Consider the following 17,660-nt stretch of genomic DNA (forward strand, 5'->3'; position numbering starts at 1 on the left):
CGACGGCCGGCCCGCTCGTCGCGGGCCGGCTACACGAGGGAGCGACATGAACAAGCTGGTAGCCGCCATCGCGTTCGCGGCCGACAAACACCGAAATCAGCGACGCAAGGACGAAGGCGCGTCGCCGTACATCAATCACCCGATCGCGCTCGCCGACGTGCTGGCCAACGAAGCGGGCATCGACGACGAGCGCGTGCTCGTCGCAGCGGTGCTGCACGACACGATCGAGGATACGGAGACCACCGAGCAGGAATTGCTGCGACTGTTCGGCAAGGACGTCGCGGACATCGTGATGGAAGTCAGCGACGACAAGTCGTTGCCGAAAGACGAGCGCAAGCGCCTGCAGGTCGAGCATGCGGGCAGCATCAGCCGGCGCGCGAAGCTCGTGAAGCTTGCCGACAAGATCTGCAATGTGCGCGACATCGCACGGCATCCGCCGGCCGACTGGCCGCTCGAGCGCAAGCGCGCGTATTTCGACTGGGCGAAGTCGGTCGTCGACCGGATGCGCGGCGTGCATCCCGGCCTGGAAGCGATCTTCGATGCCGCGTACGCCGCGCGGCCCGCCGAGTGATACGCGGCCATGCCGGCGGCCCGATTTCTATCCGTCGCGCGATCGCTGCCCGCGGTGGCGGGCGTCGACGTGGGCGGCGACAAGAAACAATGCGATCTAGTGATACTGCGCGGCGCGGCGATCGTCTACCACGCGGCGCGGATCGCACCCGAGGCGCTGCCCGCGCTGTGCATCGAGCATGACGTGGTGGCCGTCGGCGTCGACGCGCCGAGCATCTGGTGGACGGGAAGCGGTCGTCGGGCCGCCGAGCAGGCGCTCGCGCGCGAACGGATTTCATGCTTTCCGACGCCGTCGCGCGAGCAGGCCGTAGCGAGCGCGTCGGGCTTCTTCGACTGGATGTTCATCGGAGAGCGCGTTTACCGCGCGCTGGCGGATACCTATCCGTTGCTCACCGACGCGCGGTATGCGGGCGAGCGCATGAGCTTCGAGACTTACCCGTATGCAATTACGTGCGCGTTGCTCGGCAAGGCGATCGCCTCGGCGAAGCAGAAGCGCAACCAGCGCCGGCAATTATTGATGCAGCTCGGGGTCGACGTGACCGCACTTCGATCGGTCGACGCACGCGATGCGACGCTTTGCGCGTTGACCGCGCAATACGTGATCGATGGAAACGCGCATGCGTATGGGGATGCGGCGGGCGGCTATATCCGCGTGCCGGTGGTCGACCGGACGATCGTTCTCGATACGCTGTAGCGACGCGGCGGTGTGCGGTTGAGGCTCTGATCGCACGGCGCCAAGGTGAGCCTTTTCGGGAGCCGCGCCGAGCGATCGCCGTTGATGGCGGAAATGGTGGCGGGCGGCCGCAAGCGCGACGTGCGCAGGCGAGTCGTCTGCCTTCCGGCCGCGGCGTTCATTCTTCGAGAATCGATTTCGGTATGTTGGACAGATCGCAGGCGTCTGCCTGCTCGAAATACGTTTGCGCATCGTCGATCATCACGACCGCTACGTCGATCAGTTCGTCGAGTCGCTGCAGCAGCGATTCGCGCCACTCGACGTCCTCATCGCGCTCCGGCGTCTTGTCGAGCTGTTCGATGATCGAGTCGGCCGTCTGCAGGAACGGGATCGCCTGCTGATAGTTTTCGATCGAGACCATCGCAGCGTTGCGCGCGCCGACGAGCCGTTCGCGATGCTCGTCCGCGAGCTCCGACTCGCCGCTGATTCGCGGCAGGACGTCCGAAATGCGTTGCAGGAGCGGCGGCACTTGTTCTTCGAGCATGACGGCGCGCTCGCGCAGGGCTGCATATTCGTCGCGAAGATCGGCGTCGCCGGATTGAGTGGTGCTGTCCATCGTCGGTATGAGTGCGTTGTTCGATCGCGGCATGATACGCGACGGCGAGCACGTCGTTGTTTGTGCTCCGGCCTGATGGCTGGCGTGAGTCAAATGCCGCGCGTGGTCGAATCGCGGCGTGACCGCTGTTCGATATAGCGGCGCTGACTTCCTCTTATCCGGCGGGTACCTCGTTCGTGCGGCGATATATATAGAGCGTGATGAGCACGACACCTGAAGCCGCTGTACGCGATAGCCCAGGTGGCTTTTTCAAAATATTTTCACAAAGGGGTTGCATTGCGAGGGGCGGGTGCATAGAATCACGCCTCTTTCGCGCTACCGGAAACGCGGCGCGGAAGGAAGAAGGGAAGCGGTGCGGTTGGGGTGGTTGTAGTGACCCAGGTGCACACGAAGCTGAACCCCTCACCGTCACAACGAAGCAGTTCAAAAAGTTGTTGACGAGTGAAGAAAGACGGTTCATAATCTCGCTTCTCTGCTGCTGAAAACGCAGCGCTGCTGAGGAACGCGAAGTTCCTCGCAGAAATGCTCTTTAAAAATTAACAGCCGATAAGTGTGGGCGCTTGATGGAAGCGAGCTGATCTTCGGGTCAGAAAGCGAAAGTATCAAGAGTCTCACACTAAAGTAAGTCAGGTTTATGAAGAGATTCATATACCTGTCAGCTTTGAGTGAGCGACCGGTTCTTAACGGAACCGAAAACAGTAACAGGTTTGAACTGAAGAGTTTGATCCTGGCTCAGATTGAACGCTGGCGGCATGCCTTACACATGCAAGTCGAACGGCAGCACGGGTGCTTGCACCTGGTGGCGAGTGGCGAACGGGTGAGTAATACATCGGAACATGTCCTGTAGTGGGGGATAGCCCGGCGAAAGCCGGATTAATACCGCATACGATCTATGGATGAAAGCGGGGGACCTTCGGGCCTCGCGCTATAGGGTTGGCCGATGGCTGATTAGCTAGTTGGTGGGGTAAAGGCCTACCAAGGCGACGATCAGTAGCTGGTCTGAGAGGACGACCAGCCACACTGGGACTGAGACACGGCCCAGACTCCTACGGGAGGCAGCAGTGGGGAATTTTGGACAATGGGCGAAAGCCTGATCCAGCAATGCCGCGTGTGTGAAGAAGGCCTTCGGGTTGTAAAGCACTTTTGTCCGGAAAGAAATCCTTGGCTCTAATACAGTCGGGGGATGACGGTACCGGAAGAATAAGCACCGGCTAACTACGTGCCAGCAGCCGCGGTAATACGTAGGGTGCAAGCGTTAATCGGAATTACTGGGCGTAAAGCGTGCGCAGGCGGTTTGCTAAGACCGATGTGAAATCCCCGGCTCAACCTGGGAACTGCATTGGTGACTGGCAGGCTAGAGTATGGCAGAGGGGGGTAGAATTCCACGTGTAGCAGTGAAATGCGTAGAGATGTGGAGGAATACCGATGGCGAAGGCAGCCCCCTGGGCCAATACTGACGCTCATGCACGAAAGCGTGGGGAGCAAACAGGATTAGATACCCTGGTAGTCCACGCCCTAAACGATGTCAACTAGTTGTTGGGGATTCATTTCCTTAGTAACGTAGCTAACGCGTGAAGTTGACCGCCTGGGGAGTACGGTCGCAAGATTAAAACTCAAAGGAATTGACGGGGACCCGCACAAGCGGTGGATGATGTGGATTAATTCGATGCAACGCGAAAAACCTTACCTACCCTTGACATGGTCGGAATCCTGAAGAGATTCGGGAGTGCTCGAAAGAGAACCGGCGCACAGGTGCTGCATGGCTGTCGTCAGCTCGTGTCGTGAGATGTTGGGTTAAGTCCCGCAACGAGCGCAACCCTTGTCCTTAGTTGCTACGCAAGAGCACTCTAAGGAGACTGCCGGTGACAAACCGGAGGAAGGTGGGGATGACGTCAAGTCCTCATGGCCCTTATGGGTAGGGCTTCACACGTCATACAATGGTCGGAACAGAGGGTTGCCAACCCGCGAGGGGGAGCTAATCCCAGAAAACCGATCGTAGTCCGGATTGCACTCTGCAACTCGAGTGCATGAAGCTGGAATCGCTAGTAATCGCGGATCAGCATGCCGCGGTGAATACGTTCCCGGGTCTTGTACACACCGCCCGTCACACCATGGGAGTGGGTTTTACCAGAAGTGGCTAGTCTAACCGCAAGGAGGACGGTCACCACGGTAGGATTCATGACTGGGGTGAAGTCGTAACAAGGTAGCCGTATCGGAAGGTGCGGCTGGATCACCTCCTTTCCAGAGCTATCTCGCAAAATTGAGCGCTCACGCTTATCGGCTGTAAATTTAAAGACAGACTCAGGGGTCTGTAGCTCAGTCGGTTAGAGCACCGTCTTGATAAGGCGGGGGTCGTTGGTTCGAATCCAACCAGACACACAATTTGTCTTGCGGTAACACCATTAGTCATCTGTACTCCTGTGGGCATAGCTCAGCTGGGAGAGCAACTGCTTTGAAAGCAGGGTGTCGTCGGTTCGATCCCGTCTGCCTCCACCAATCCTCAATGACAAGCGTTCGACGCGTCGAGCTTTTGTCATTGGCGATTGAGCCAGTCAGGGTGATATGAGTAACACCATATCGGCTGTCGTTCTTTAACAATCTGGAAGAAGTAAGTAATTTGGATAGCGGAAGCGTCTTGAGATGGACGTGAAAACTATCCGGGTTGTGATTGTATCGATGTATCTCAAGATGATTCGAACTTCATGTTCGGCTCTAATTGGAATACGGCACAACGCGAGAACTCAACCTGTAGCGACTGTCGATGAGACAGACTCGTTATAGGGTCAAGCGAACAAGTGCATGTGGTGGATGCCTTGGCGATCACAGGCGATGAAGGACGCGGTAGCCTGCGAAAAGCTACGGGGAGCTGGCAAACGAGCTTTGATCCGTAGATGTCCGAATGGGGAAACCCGGCCCTTTTGGGTCATCCTGGACTGAATACATAGGTCCAGAGAAGCGAACGCGGTGAACTGAAACATCTAAGTAACCGCAGGAAAAGAAATCAACCGAGATTCCCAAAGTAGTGGCGAGCGAAATGGGATGAGCCTTGCACTCTTTATTTGTATTGTTAGCCGAACGCTCTGGAAAGTGCGGCCATAGCAGGTGATAGCCCTGTAGGCGAAAACAGTATGAAAGAACTAGGTGTGCGACAAGTAGGGCGGGACACGTGAAATCCTGTCTGAAGATGGGGGGACCATCCTCCAAGGCTAAATACTCGTGATCGACCGATAGTGAACCAGTACCGTGAGGGAAAGGCGAAAAGAACCCCGGGAGGGGAGTGAAATAGATCCTGAAACCGCATGCATACAAACAGTCGGAGCCTCGTAAGGGGTGACGGCGTACCTTTTGTATAATGGGTCAGCGACTTACGTTCAGTAGCAAGCTTAACCGTATAGGGCAGGCGTAGCGAAAGCGAGTCCGAATAGGGCGTTCAGTTGCTGGGCGTAGACCCGAAACCAGGTGATCTATCCATGGCCAGGATGAAGGTGCGGTAACACGTACTGGAGGTCCGAACCCACTAACGTTGAAAAGTTAGGGGATGAGCTGTGGATAGGGGTGAAAGGCTAAACAAACCTGGAAATAGCTGGTTCTCTCCGAAAACTATTTAGGTAGTGCCTCGTGTCTCACCTTCGGGGGTAGAGCACTGTCATGGTTGGTGGGTCTATTGCAGATTACCCCGCCATAGCAAACTCCGAATACCGAAGAGTGCAATCACGGGAGACAGACATCGGGTGCTAACGTCCGGTGTCAAGAGGGAAACAACCCAGACCGCCAGCTAAGGTCCCCAAATATAGCTAAGTGGGAAACGAAGTGGGAAGGCTAAAACAGTCAGGAGGTTGGCTTAGAAGCAGCCACCCTTTAAAGAAAGCGTAATAGCTCACTGATCGAGTCGTCCTGCGCGGAAGATGTAACGGGGCTAAGCTATATACCGAAGCTGCGGATGCGAGCTTTGCTCGCATGGTAGGAGAGCGTTCCGTAAGCCTGCGAAGGTGCCTTGTAAAGGGTGCTGGAGGTATCGGAAGTGCGAATGCTGACATGAGTAGCGATAAAGGGGGTGAAAGGCCCCCGCCGTAAGCCCAAGGTTTACTACGCAACGTTCATAGGAGTAGGGTGAGTCGGCCCCTAAGTCGAGGCAGAAATGAGTAGCTGATGGGAAGCAGGTCAATATTCCTTAACCATTGTTAGATGCGATGTGGGGACTGATCGCGGAAGGTTGTCCGGGTGTTGGAAGTCCCGGTCGCTGCATTGGAGAAGGCACTTAGGCAAATCCGGGTGCGTAATTCAAGGGTGTGGCGCGAGCTCCTTCGGGAGCGAAGCAATTGGAAGTGGTTCCAAGAAAAGCCTCTAAGCTTCAGTCTAACGATGACCGTACCGCAAACCGACACAGGTGGGCGAGATGAGTATTCTAAGGCGCTTGAGAGAACTCGGGAGAAGGAACTCGGCAAATTGGTACCGTAACTTCGGGATAAGGTACGCCCTTGTAGCTTGACTGGCCTGCGCCAGGAGGGTGAAGGGGTTGCAATAAACTGGTGGCTGCGACTGTTTAATAAAAACACAGCACTCTGCAAACACGAAAGTGGACGTATAGGGTGTGACGCCTGCCCGGTGCCGGAAGATTAAATGATGGGGTGCAAGCTCTTGATTGAAGTCCCGGTAAACGGCGGCCGTAACTATAACGGTCCTAAGGTAGCGAAATTCCTTGTCGGGTAAGTTCCGACCTGCACGAATGGCGTAACGATGGCCACACTGTCTCCTCCCGAGACTCAGCGAAGTTGAAGTGTTTGTGATGATGCAATCTACCCGCGGCTAGACGGAAAGACCCCATGAACCTTTACTGTAGCTTTGCATTGGACTTTGAACCGATCTGTGTAGGATAGGTGGGAGGCTATGAAACCGGAACGCTAGTTTCGGTGGAGCCGTCCTTGAAATACCACCCTGGTTTGTTTGAGGTTCTAACCTTGGCCCGTGATCCGGGTCGGGGACAGTGCATGGTAGGCAGTTTGACTGGGGCGGTCTCCTCCCAAAGCGTAACGGAGGAGTACGAAGGTACGCTAGGTACGGTCGGAAATCGTGCTGATAGTGCAATGGCATAAGCGTGCTTAACTGCGAGACCGACAAGTCGAGCAGGTGCGAAAGCAGGTCATAGTGATCCGGTGGTTCTGTATGGAAGGGCCATCGCTCAACGGATAAAAGGTACTCTGGGGATAACAGGCTGATACCGCCCAAGAGTTCATATCGACGGCGGTGTTTGGCACCTCGATGTCGGCTCATCTCATCCTGGGGCTGTAGCCGGTCCCAAGGGTATGGCTGTTCGCCATTTAAAGAGGTACGTGAGCTGGGTTTAAAACGTCGTGAGACAGTTTGGTCCCTATCTGCCGTGGGCGTTGGATATTTGAAGGGGGCTGCTCCTAGTACGAGAGGACCGGAGTGGACGAACCTCTGGTGTACCGGTTGTCACGCCAGTGGCATCGCCGGGTAGCTATGTTCGGAAGAGATAACCGCTGAAAGCATCTAAGCGGGAAACTCGCCTTAAGATGAGATATCCCTGGGGACTAGATCCCCTTGAAGGGTCGTTCGAGACCAGGACGTTGATAGGTCAGGTGTGTAAGCGCAGCAATGCGTTCAGCTAACTGATACTAATTGCCCGTAAGGCTTGATCCTATAACAAGTCTGCCTTGTAGATCGGCGCCGTGCGAAAGCACTGGCCGCGATCCAAAGCGACATGTTGGATTCTCGTGTGTGATACACACAACTCAAGATTACTGCTTCTTCCAAGATTGGTTCTGTTGGCCACGCCAGCAGAACAACCCTCTTTGCCTGATGACCATAGCGAGTCGGTCCCACCCCTTCCCATCCCGAACAGGACCGTGAAACGACTCTACGCCGATGATAGTGCGGATTCCCGTGTGAAAGTAGGTAATCGTCAGGTTCCCCTAAGCCAGAAACCCCCGCCCGAAAGGCGGGGGTTTTTGCATTGGCGCGGCAGAAAGAGCACTCGGCCAGTTGCATCGGCTCGAGTCGGCAGGATCGAACGAACCCGGTCGGTTTGCGATAGCTCGGTGATGTGCCCAGGACCGACTCGCTAGAAGCCACGCTGCTCACCAGGTTCACGACGAGTCGGCTCATATCCCCTGATCGTCACGCTGCCGCGGAACTGCTCATCGCCGGAACGCGCGATGCATCAAGCTGGCGATATCTGCGATGCATGTCCGGCGGCCACGCGCCAACGATCTCCTACTGGGCGCCACAGCCGCGTGTAGGCGAACCTGCCGCTGAACGCCGTGCCATCGAAATCACCGGCAAGCACGACCGTTGTCGCGGTGACGATCATCTCGCCGATTGCCTGTACCCGCATCTCCACGAGATCCAGCGTGTCCACGCGCAACAGCTTCGCGCGATGCGCGGCCAGGTCGTCGTGTTTCGAAATGATCTGCCCCGTCGGAATGGTGAAAATCAGGTCATCATCAAGCAGCGTGTCCAATGCGTCGACGTCGTTGCTCAGCATCGCCGCGCGGAGCGCGATTTCATACGGTTCAATGATTTCACGAGCTGAATTCATGTCCGGGCCTCGCATCAGCTTGAAAAGTTGGGGTTTGCTGCATCGTCCATAAGGCGCTACGGAAGCTCGGCTACGCGGCCAACGTCATTCGGCCTTCGTTGAAAGCGTTGTCATCATCGTCGGCCACACGGCGGTCGATGTGAGGTGCCGCCCCAAAAGAGAGACGCGACCGCGACATTGAATATGTCAGCTGCTTGCCGCGCTCACAGCACAGCATCGATCCGCCGCGCAGCATCACGCCACAAGAACCACCGGCGCCAATCAACAGTACACCGCCATTCCAGAATCGTTCCCAAATCCGCCGCCGGTCCCGCGCAGCGAGCGTTGACGCGCCAAACCACAATACACGCCCGCGCCGCAACCGTATCGGCTCAACCCCCTCCACGCTCCAACTGCGCCGCATTGACATCGCGCCGGAAAGCCCCCGGACTCGTCCCCGTCCATTTGCGGAACGCGCGATGAAACGCACTCGGCTCGGTGAAGCCGAGTTCGGCTGCGATCTCCGCGACACTGAGCTTATGTCCGCGCAGCAGCGCCTGTGCCAGCGCACTGCGCAGCTCGTCCTTGATCGCCGCAAAACTCTGACCCTCGCTGCGCAAGCGCCGACGCAGCGTCGCCGGTGTCGTGCCGAGACGCACGGCCAGCGTGTCGAAGTCCGGCCACTCGGCGGCCGGTAACGCTTTCAGGTGCGCACGTGTCTTCGCGACCCAGCCGCTGTCGTGCCGGTAACGAACCAGCAAGTTCCCCGGTGCGCCGCGCAAAAATGTCTTCAGCGATTGTGCGGAGCGGATCGTCGGCAACGACAGATACGCGGCATTGAACGCAAGCCTGCTGTCGGAGCGATCGAAATGCACCGGTACACCGAAGAATTGATGGTAATCGCTGCGCTGGTCCGGGCTCGGGCACGCAAAATCGAGGCGTTGCAGCGGAATCCGCCGCCCGATCAGCCAGCACGCGACCCCGAGCAGTATCAGCCAGAACGTCCGGTAAGCGAACGCCGAATAGGGCCTGCCCGCTTGCGTGAGGACGATCTGGGCCTGACTGTCGGCGACGACGAGCTCGCCGCGCGGCTCGTCGAGTACCACGCGCAGAAACTGCAGCGCGCGCCGTAGCGCCTTCTCCAGCGTGCCGGCATCCAGCACGGCGTGACACAGCAACGTGAAGCTGCCGCGCCGCATCGGTCGAGCCGCAAGCCCGAAGAATTCGTCGTCGATTGCGCTGGCGATCGCGAGCCACAGCCGTCCGTACTGCTGCGGCGTGACGGGTTCGCGCACCGCAACGGGGAGTCCGGCCGCCCGCAGCACCGGCTCGGCCGGGATGCGTTGCCGGTGCAGGCATTCGAGCGCATCCTCGACGAAACCGGGCGAAATCATCTGCGGCGCCATACTCTTGATCTCCTCCGGACATGGCAAAAGCGATCACGATTCTAGATTCGCTTTGTCATTGATTGCAATGTGGCCGCTGTCTACCATCATCGACATAGCCGCGGTTCGCCGACGGTCATAACGAAACAGGAGACAAGCATGCGCAATGGAGCAACCGCCCGGGCGGCGCCGGCCTACGCCGACGCCGTTGCCGGCTTCCGTATCGAGACGGCCGCCGCGCAGCTGCACGGCGACCTCGAGCAGGGCCTGAACGCCTGCGTCGAATGTTGCGACCGCCATGCCGCGGCCAACCCCGACGCCATTGCGCTCGACTGGATCGATGCCGGCGGCCGACACCGCAGCTATACGTTCGCGCAGATGCTCGCGCTGTCGGCGCGCGTCGCGAACCTGCTGGTCGAGCAGGGCGTGCAGCCCGGCGACGTGGTGGCTGGCATGTTGCCGCGTACGCCCGAACTGGTCGCGACGATCCTCGGCACGTGGCGCGCCGGCGCCGTCTATCAGCCGCTTTTCACCGCGTTCGGACCGAAGGCGATCGAGCATCGGCTGCGCATGAGCCACGCACGCGTCGTCGTCACCAACGTCGCGAATCGCAGCAAGCTCGACGAGGTCGCGGATTGCCCGCGAATCGCGACCGTGCGCGAGCCGGGCGAGGCGCTCCCGGCCGGCGACATCGACTTCCGAGCCGCGCTCGACGCTCAGCCCGACGCGTTCGAGCCGGTGCCGCGCAAGGGCGCCGATCTGTTCATGATGATGTCGACGTCGGGCACGACGGGCCTGCCGAAGGGCGTGCCCGTTCCGCTGCGCGCGCTGCTCGCGTTCGGCGCGTACATGCGCGACGCGATCGACCTGCGCGCCGGCGATCGCTTCTGGAACATCGCCGATCCGGGCTGGGCCTACGGCCTCTACTACGCGATCACCGGCCCGCTGCTGCTCGGTCACGCGACGACGTTGTACGAAGGCGGCTTCACGGTCGACAGCACGTACGACGTGATCGAGCGGCTCGGCATCACGAGCCTCGCCGGTTCGCCCACCGCATACCGGATGCTGATGGCGGCCGGCCCCGAAGCTGCAACGCGCGTGAAGGGCAAGCTGCGCGTCGTGAGCAGCGCGGGCGAACCGCTGAACCCGGAGGTCGTGCGCTGGTTCGACGCCGTGCTCGACGCGCCCATCTACGACCACTACGGGCAGACCGAGCTCGGGATGGTCGTGAACAATCATCACGGGCTCGCGCACGTGGTTCATACGGGATCAGCCGGGCTGGCGATGCCCGGCTATCGCGTCGCGGTGCTCGACGAAGCCGGCCGCGAGCTCGGTCCCGGCGAGCCCGGCAATCTCGCGATCGATATCGCGCGCTCGCCGCTGCTGTGGTTCGACGGCTACTGGCAGCAGGCGACGCCGGCGATCGCGGGCGGCTACTACCGGACCGGCGACAACGTCGAGCTCGAGCCGGACGGCACCGTGAGCTTCATCGGACGTGCGGACGACGTGATCACATCGTCCGGCTACCGGATCGGCCCGTTCGACGTCGAAAGCGCGCTGATCGAGCATCCGGCCGTGAGCGAAGCGGCGGTGATCGGCGTGCCGGACCCGGAGCGCACCGAGATCGTGAAGGCCTTCGTCGTGCTGTCGAAAGGCTTCGAAGGCACGCCGGCGCTGGCCGACGAGTTGAGCCAGCACGTGAAGCGACGTTTGTCCGCCCACGCATATCCCCGCGCGATCGACTTCGTCGACGCGCTGCCGAAAACCCCGAGCGGCAAGATCCAGCGCTTCGTACTGCGCAAGATGGAAGCTGAAAAGGCGGCTTGACCGCCGCATATCTCACCCTGAATCGGACGACGAATGAACATCAAGGACCGTGTTTTCATGATTACGGGCGCGGGCTCCGGCCTCGGCGCCGCAGTCGCGCGCATGGTGGTCGAGCAAGGCGGCAAGGCCGTGCTGCTCGACGTCAATGACGAGGCCGGCGCGAGCCTCGCACGCGAGCTCGGCGCCGCCGCGCGCTTCGTGAAGACCGACGTAACGAGCGAAGCCGACGGGCAGGCGGCGGTCGCCGCCGCGCAACACGCGTTCGGCCGCATCGATGCGCTCGTGAACTGCGCGGGCGTTGCACCGGGCGAGAAAGTGGTCGGCCGCGAAGGTCCGCATTCGCTGGAGCGCTTCGCGCGCGCCGTGTCGATCAACCTGGTCGGCACGTTCAACATGATCCGCCTCGCGGCCGATGCAATGTCGAAGCAGGACGCCGACGAACACGGCGAGCGCGGCGTGATCGTCAACACCGCGTCGGTGGCAGCGTTCGACGGGCAGATCGGGCAGGCCGCGTATGCGGCGTCGAAGAGCGGCGTGGTCGGCATGACGCTGCCGATCGCGCGCGAGCTGGCGCGCTTCGGCATTCGCGTGGTGACGATCGCGCCGGGTATCTTCGCGACGCCGATGATGGCCGGCATGCCGCAGGACGTGCAGGACGCGCTCGGCAAGAGCGTGCCGTTCCCGCCGCGCCTCGGCCGGCCGGACGAATTCGCGGCGCTGGTGCGCCACATCGCCGAGAACATGATGCTCAACGGCGAAGTCATCCGTCTCGATGGCGCGCTGCGCATGGCAGCGCGCTGACACTGAACTGGAGGAACTCGATCATGACGACACAGGATCCGATCGTAATCGTCGGCACGGCACGCACGCCGATGGGCGGTTTTCAGGGCGCGCTGGCCGCGGCCAGCGCAAGCGAACTCGGCGCAGTGGCGATTCGCGCGGCACTCGAACGCGCGAACGTGCCGGCCGAGCGTATCGACGAAATCGTGTTCGGCTGCGTGCTGCCGGCCGGACAGGGCCAGGCGCCGGCGCGGCAGGCCGCGTTGAAGGCCGGCTTGCCGCTGGGAGCCGGCGCGACGACCGTCAACAAGATGTGCGGCTCCGGGATGAAGGCCGCGATGTTCGCGCATGACCTGCTGTTCGCCGGCTCGGCCGACGTGGCCGTCGCGGGCGGGATGGAGAGCATGACGAATGCGCCGTATCTGTTGCCGAAGGCGCGCGCGGGGATGCGCATGGGCCACGGTCAGGTGCTCGACCACATGTTCCTCGACGGCCTCGAGGACGCGTACGAAAAGGGCCGCCTGATGGGCACGTTCGCGGAAGACTGCGCGCAGGCCTACGCGTTTTCGCGCGAGGCGCAGGACGACTTCGCGATCGCGTCGCTCACGCGCGCGCAACGCGCGATCGCGGAAGGACGCTTCACGTCGGAGATCGCGCCGGTGACCGTGAAGCCCGGCAAGACGGAAGCCGTCGTGTCGATCGACGAGCAGCCGGGCAATGCGAAGCTCGACAAGATCCCGACGCTGAAGCCGGCGTTCCGCGAGGGCGGCACCGTGACGGCCGCCAATTCGTCGTCGATTTCGGACGGCGCGGCCGCGCTCGTGATGATGCGCCGCTCGCAAGCGGAGCGGCTCGGTGTCACGCCGAAGGCCGTGATCGTCGGGCACTCGACGTACGCGAACAAGCCCGGCCTGTTCGCGACCGCGCCGATCGGCGCGATCCGCAAGCTGTCGGAGAAGACCGGCTGGAACCTGCGCGACGTCGATCTGTTCGAGATCAACGAGGCGTTCGCGGTGGTCGCGATGGCCGCGATGCGCGATCTCGACTTGCCGCACGACAAGGTCAACGTGCACGGCGGCGCATGTGCGCTCGGCCATCCGATCGGCGCCTCGGGCGCGCGCGTGGTGGTGACGCTGCTGGCTGCGCTCGAAACGTATGGGCTGAAGCGAGGCGTCGCGTCGCTGTGCATCGGCGGCGGCGAGGCGACCGCGCTTGCGATCGAACGCATCGCATAATCGAGACGCATGCCGCGACGCAAAGCGGGCGACGGGTTTCGCACCCGTCGCCCGCTTTGCTTTACGCGGGACGCTGCACGCGCGAGCGCGCTAAGCGTTCGGCGACACCGCGCCGCACGCGCGAATCACGAGCTGCACGACCTGCTCCGTCCGTTCGGCGAACGCCTTCTGCGTGAAGGCACGCTTGCCGCTGAGCGCGCGAATCTGCGCATCGAAATCCGCGTAGTGCTGCGTCGTCGCCCAGATCAGATACAGCAGCGCCGGTGCGTCGATCGGCGCGAGCAGCCCGCGTGCGATCCAGCCTTCGATCACCTTCACACGCGTCTCGAACCACGGCTTCACGCGCTCCGACAGGATGTCCTGCATGTGCGCGGCGCCGTGAATGATCTCGTTGGCCCACACCTTCGAGCCGAGCGGCCGGCGTCGCGACAAGTCCATCTTCGCGCGCACGTAGCCGCCGATCGCTTCCACCGGATCGTCGCCGGCCTCGAACGAGCCGGCCGCGCGGTGCCAGTCTTCGAACAGGTCGTCGAGCACGCGGCGGTACAGCGCCAGCTTCGTCGGGAAGTAGTAATGCAGATTCGCCTTCGGCAGGCCCGCGCGCTCGGCGATCATCGCGGTGCTCGCGCCGTCGAGCCCGCGCTCCGCGAATACGGCTTCTGCGCACGCCAGCAGATGCGCTTCGTTGGACGCGCGGATGTGCGCCTTGCGTCGCCGCAAAGGCGCGCCCGCTTCGTCCCCATCGGCCGCGTCGGCGGCCGTTTCGTCGTGTCTCATCGTCACCCTCGCGCGGCATGCGTGCCGCGTCGGGCTTCATTCTAGCCGCAGGTCCGGTTCCGTCGCACGTGCACGCGTCGCGTGCTCGGGACGCGTGCTGCGTTGCGGTGGCACGCTTCTCGCTCGGCGCGCTCGCACAAGAAAGACATTGCGTCGGCCTTTTTGATCGTCTAAAACCTGTCCAATCGGACAGGATTTGACGGCGACGGAACGCGGTGCCGAACGTGCCGCAACTCGCTGCACGAATCGCCGCACGAATCGCGCGAACGATGCGCGCCTGCACCTCGCAGGTGCGCGTTCGCGCCCGACGGCAGCAACGTGCGCACCGGCTTCGTCCGGCTGACGACATGACCGACCCCACAGGAGCGATACGAATGGACGCGGTATCGGAAACAGCGAAGCGGGCAGCATTGGACACGTCGATCAAGGTCGACGGCAGGCGGTTGTGGGACAGCCTGATGGAGGTCGCGAAGATCGGCGCGACGCCGAAGGGCGGCGTGTGCCGTCTCGCGCTGACCGATCTCGACAAGGCCGCACGCGACCTGATCGTCGGTTGGGCGAAGGCAGCCGGCTGCACGGTGACGGTCGATACGATGGGCAACGTGTTCATGCGGCGTGCGGGCCGCGTGGCCGACGCGGCGCCGGTCGTGACCGGCTCGCACGCGGATTCGCAACCGACCGGCGGCCGTTTCGACGGCATCTACGGCGTGCTCGGCGGCCTCGAGGTGATTCGGAGTCTGAACGACCACGGGATCGAGACCGAGCACCCGGTCGAGGTCGTGATCTGGACCAACGAGGAAGGCTCGCGCTTCGCGCCGGCCATGGTGGCGTCGGGCGTGTTCGCGGGCGTGTTTCCGCTCGAGTACGGGCTGTCGCGCAAGGACGTCGACGGCAAGACGATCGGCGAGGAACTCGCGCGGATCGGCTATGCGGGCGACGCGCCGTGCGGCGGCCGCAAGCTGCACGCGGCGTTCGAGCTGCACATCGAGCAGGGGCCGATACTCGAGGCCGAGTGCAAGACGATCGGCGTCGTGACCGATGCGCAGGGGCAGCGCTGGTACGAGATCACGTTCACCGGCCAGGAGGCGCACGCAGGGCCGACGCCGATGCCGCGGCGCCGCGACGCGCTGCTCGGTGCATCGCGCGTGGTCGATCTCGTGAACCGGATCGGCCTCGATCATGCGCCGTACGGCTGCGCGACGGTCGGGATGATGCAGGTGCATCCGAACTCGCGCAACGTGATTCCGGGCCGCGTGTTCTTCACCGTCGATTTCCGCCATCCGGACGACGCGGTGCTCGCGAAGATGGACGCGGCGCTGCGCGACGGTGTGGCGTGCATCGCCGCCGACATCGGGCTCGACACCGCGCTCGAGCAGATTTTCTACTACGCGCCCATTGCGTTCGACTCCGCGTGCGTGGCCGCGGTGCGCGCGGCGGCCGACCGCTTCGGCTACTCGCATCGCGACATCGTGTCGGGTGCCGGTCACGACGCGTGCTATCTCGCGCAGGTCGCGCCGACGTCGATGGTGTTCGTGCCGTGCATCGACGGCATCAGTCACAACGAGATCGAGGACGCGACGCCTGCGTGGATCGAGGCCGGCGCGAACGTGCTGCTGCACGCGATGCTGTCGCGTGCGTGCGAGCCGGTTTCATGACCGCCCGAGCGTAGCGCGGCCGGCCGCCGATCCGCCCGGCCCCGGCCATCCAGAACATGACCGCCCCGACTGCGCCACGCGCAGCCGACAGGGACGGCTTCGTCTCCACCCAGTCGAAGGAACGCGCATGACCACCAAGCCAATTGGCGATATCGCCGCGCATCGCCTGTCGTCCACGCAACTCTCGTGCGAATTCGCCGATATCGCGCCGCTGCTCGATCCGACCGCGGCGGCCGCCGCCGCGAGCCGCTGCCACTACTGCTACGACGCGCCGTGCGTGCAGGCGTGCCCGACGCAGATCGACATTCCGAGCTTCATCCGCAAGATCGGCAACGGCAATCTGAAAGGCGCGGCGATGGACATCCTCGGTGCGAACCCGCTCGGCGGGATGTGCGCGCGCGTATGCCCGACCGAGATCCTGTGCGAAGGTGCGTGCGTGCGCAACCATCAGGATGCGCAGCCGGTCGCGATCGGCGCGCTGCAGCGGCACGCGACCGACTGGGCGATGGCGACCGGCGCGGTGCGCTTCGCGCGCGCGCCGGATACGGGGCGGCACGTCGCGGTGGTCGGCGCGGGGCCGGCCGGGCTCGCGTGTGCGCACCGGCTCGCGCTGGCCGGCCATCGCGTCACGGTGTTCGACGCGCGACCGAAGGCGGGCGGCCTGAACGAATACGGGATCGCGGCCTACAAGGCGGTCGACGATTTCGCGCAGCGTGAAGTCGAGTGGCTGCTGTCGGTCGGCGGCATCGCGTTGCAGACGGGCGTCGCGCTCGGCCGCGACGTGACGCTCGACGCGCTGCGCGAGCGGCACGATGCGGTGTTCGTCGCGACGGGCCTGACCGGCGTGCGCACGCTCGCGATCGACGGCGAGCAACTGTCGGGCGTGATGAACGCGGTCGACTTCATCGAACAGGTGCGGCAGGCCGATGCGCTGGAGAACGTGCCGGTCGGGCGGCGCGTGGTCGTGATCGGCGGCGGCAATACGGCAATCGACGCCGCGGTGCAGAGCCGCAAGCTCGGCGCGCAGCGCGTGACGATGGTGTACCGGCGCGGCGTGGACGCGATGAGCGCGACCTGGGCCGAACGCGAGTTCGCGCAGACGAGCGGCGTCACGCTCGTCACGCACGCGAAACCGGTGCGCATCGTCGGCGAGGGCGGCCACGTGACGCGCGTCGAGTTCGAGTCGGCGTCGGGCGAACGCTTCGATATCGAAGCCGACATGGTGTTGAAGGCGATCGGCCAGACGTTGGTGCCGGCCGGGATCGACGCCGCGCTGCTGACCGCGGACGGCACGCGCATCGCCGTGGATGCGCACGGCCGCACCGTGTTGCCCGACGTCTGGGCCGGCGGCGATTGCGCGGCAACCGACGGCGTCGACCTCACGGTGCAGGCCGTGCAGGACGGCAAGCGCGCGGCCGCCGCGATCGACGCGGCGCTCGCGCAGCGCGACGCCAAGGCGGCGTGAGCGCGGCCTGCGCGAGCGCATCGAGCGCATCGAGCGCATCGAGCGCATCGGGCGCATCGGGCGCATCGCAGGCACCGCAGGCACCGCTGGCACCGCTGGCGTCGCACCCCACCACGCGGATCACGATCAACGTCCCTCA

General features: G+C 62.6%; 11 protein-coding genes, 2 tRNA genes and 3 rRNA genes. 12 read left to right on the plus strand and 4 right to left on the minus strand.

All coding sequences use genetic code 11. The annotated features are described in order from the left end of the window. Window positions 1-46: 46 nt before the first annotated feature. Together MBR110_RS29020 and MBR110_RS29025 are read left to right on the plus strand one after the other, a co-directional pair. On the plus strand, window positions 47-571 hold the full coding sequence (locus MBR110_RS29020; RefSeq protein WP_060081025.1) for an HD domain-containing protein: 525 nt from the start codon (window positions 47-49) through the stop codon (window positions 569-571). A gap of 9 nt (window positions 572-580) precedes the next feature. Further along, window positions 581-1,264 (plus strand): DUF429 domain-containing protein, encoded by a 684-nt coding sequence (locus MBR110_RS29025; RefSeq protein WP_014725517.1) that lies wholly within the window; start codon window positions 581-583, stop codon window positions 1,262-1,264. A gap of 157 nt (window positions 1,265-1,421) precedes the next feature. Here MBR110_RS29025 and MBR110_RS29030 read toward each other — a convergent pair whose 3' ends face one another. Continuing rightward, window positions 1,422-1,892, minus strand: coding sequence for an ATPase (locus MBR110_RS29030; RefSeq protein WP_034194390.1), 471 nt, complete (start codon window positions 1,890-1,892; stop codon window positions 1,422-1,424). A 676-nt stretch (window positions 1,893-2,568) separates the two neighbouring features. On the opposite strand from MBR110_RS29030, the gene MBR110_RS29035 reads away from it, so the two are divergent. The 5 genes from MBR110_RS29035 to rrf all read left to right on the plus strand — a co-directional run bounded on the left by MBR110_RS29035 (window position 2,569) and on the right by rrf (window position 7,788). Next, window positions 2,569-4,100 (plus strand): 16S ribosomal RNA (locus tag MBR110_RS29035). Window positions 4,101-4,164: 64 nt separating this feature from the next. Further along, window positions 4,165-4,238 (plus strand) — tRNA-Ile (locus tag MBR110_RS29040). Between the two features lie 41 nt (window positions 4,239-4,279). Next, a tRNA-Ser gene (locus MBR110_RS29045) sits at window positions 4,280-4,355 on the plus strand. A 285-nt stretch (window positions 4,356-4,640) separates the two neighbouring features. After that, a 23S ribosomal RNA gene (locus MBR110_RS29050) occupies window positions 4,641-7,520 on the plus strand. Between the two features lie 155 nt (window positions 7,521-7,675). Next, window positions 7,676-7,788: ribosomal RNA gene (gene rrf, locus MBR110_RS29055) — 5S ribosomal RNA — on the plus strand. Together the 16S, 23S and 5S rRNA genes with 2 tRNA genes alongside form the textbook arrangement of a ribosomal RNA operon. 252 nt (window positions 7,789-8,040) lie before the next feature. Here the strand turns inward: rrf and MBR110_RS29060 are convergent. Both MBR110_RS29060 and MBR110_RS29065 read right to left on the minus strand, forming a co-directional pair. Beyond that, on the minus strand, window positions 8,041-8,418 hold the full coding sequence (locus MBR110_RS29060) for a nuclear transport factor 2 family protein (RefSeq protein WP_034194378.1): 378 nt from the start codon (window positions 8,416-8,418) through the stop codon (window positions 8,041-8,043). A 371-nt stretch (window positions 8,419-8,789) separates the two neighbouring features. Next, entirely contained in the window at window positions 8,790-9,803 is a 1,014-nt protein-coding gene (locus tag MBR110_RS29065) for an AraC family transcriptional regulator (protein WP_181709594.1), read from the minus strand. Between the two features lie 138 nt (window positions 9,804-9,941). On the opposite strand from MBR110_RS29065, the gene MBR110_RS29070 reads away from it, so the two are divergent. From MBR110_RS29070 to MBR110_RS29080, 3 genes are read left to right on the plus strand one after another with little or no spacing between them, the layout of a single operon-like run. Continuing rightward, window positions 9,942-11,609 carry an acyl-CoA synthetase gene (locus MBR110_RS29070; RefSeq protein WP_176300601.1) on the plus strand — a complete coding sequence of 556 codons (1,668 nt, stop codon included), beginning with the start codon at window positions 9,942-9,944 and terminating at the stop codon, window positions 11,607-11,609. Between the two features lie 33 nt (window positions 11,610-11,642). After that, window positions 11,643-12,410, plus strand: coding sequence for a 3-hydroxyacyl-CoA dehydrogenase (locus MBR110_RS29075; protein ID WP_014725522.1), 768 nt, complete (start codon window positions 11,643-11,645; stop codon window positions 12,408-12,410). Between the two features lie 23 nt (window positions 12,411-12,433). Next, on the plus strand, window positions 12,434-13,624 hold the full coding sequence (locus tag MBR110_RS29080) for an acetyl-CoA C-acetyltransferase (RefSeq protein WP_059474214.1): 1,191 nt from the start codon (window positions 12,434-12,436) through the stop codon (window positions 13,622-13,624). A gap of 90 nt (window positions 13,625-13,714) precedes the next feature. On the opposite strand, the gene MBR110_RS29085 is transcribed toward MBR110_RS29080, so the two are convergent. Beyond that, window positions 13,715-14,401 carry a TetR/AcrR family transcriptional regulator gene (locus MBR110_RS29085; RefSeq protein ID WP_059463304.1) on the minus strand — a complete coding sequence of 229 codons (687 nt, stop codon included), beginning with the start codon at window positions 14,399-14,401 and terminating at the stop codon, window positions 13,715-13,717. 374 nt (window positions 14,402-14,775) lie between these two features. Between MBR110_RS29085 and MBR110_RS29090 the strand changes: the two genes are divergently transcribed. Together MBR110_RS29090 and MBR110_RS29095 are read left to right on the plus strand one after the other, a co-directional pair. Further along, complete coding sequence (locus MBR110_RS29090; protein ID WP_034194333.1) at window positions 14,776-16,056, plus strand: Zn-dependent hydrolase; 1,281 nt, start codon at window positions 14,776-14,778, stop codon at window positions 16,054-16,056. Window positions 16,057-16,183: 127 nt separating this feature from the next. Then, window positions 16,184-17,521, plus strand: a complete 1,338-nt coding sequence (locus tag MBR110_RS29095) for an NAD(P)-dependent oxidoreductase (RefSeq protein ID WP_181709595.1) — start codon at window positions 16,184-16,186, stop codon at window positions 17,519-17,521. Window positions 17,522-17,660 lie beyond the last annotated feature (139 nt).

The sequence above is a fragment of the Burkholderia sp. MBR-1 genome, from assembly GCF_013822785.1.
GTDB lineage: Bacteria > Pseudomonadota > Gammaproteobacteria > Burkholderiales > Burkholderiaceae > Burkholderia > Burkholderia vietnamiensis.